1 pseudogene is annotated in these 401 nt (G+C 61.1%); it reads right to left on the minus strand.

Features of this window, described 5'->3' with window-relative positions:
• Positions 1–401 (minus strand): annotated as a pseudogene (gudD, locus tag LU493_RS19670) (glucarate dehydratase); the annotation flags it as partial.

A 401-nucleotide genomic window follows, 5' to 3' on the forward strand; every position in this document is an offset into this window, starting at 1 on the left:
TCGAGAGTGACGCGAGCATTCGGGAAGCGCTTCGCCAGGGCGCTGATCGCTTCGGCTTCTTCAAAACCGGCCAGCACGCCGCCCTTCAGCTTAAAGTCGTTGAAACCATATTTTTCATACGCCGCTTCCGCCAGGCGGACCACCGCATCCGGCGTCATCGCCTCTTCATGGCGCAGGCGATACCACTCGCACTGCTCATCCGGCTGGCTCTGATAGGCCAGCGGCGTCGCATGGCGATTACCGACAAAGAACAGATAGCCCAGCATTTCGACTTCGCTGCGCTGCTGGCCATCGCCTAGCAGCGAGGCGACGTTGACCCCAAGGTGCTGGCCCAGCAGATCCAGCAACGCCGCTTCGATGCCGGTCACCACGTGAATGGTGGTGCGCAGGTCAAAGGTCTG

Origin of the sequence: Halomonas elongata (genome assembly GCF_029081005.1) — a bacterium.
Taxonomy (GTDB): Bacteria; Pseudomonadota; Gammaproteobacteria; order Pseudomonadales; family Halomonadaceae; genus Halomonas; species Halomonas elongata_B.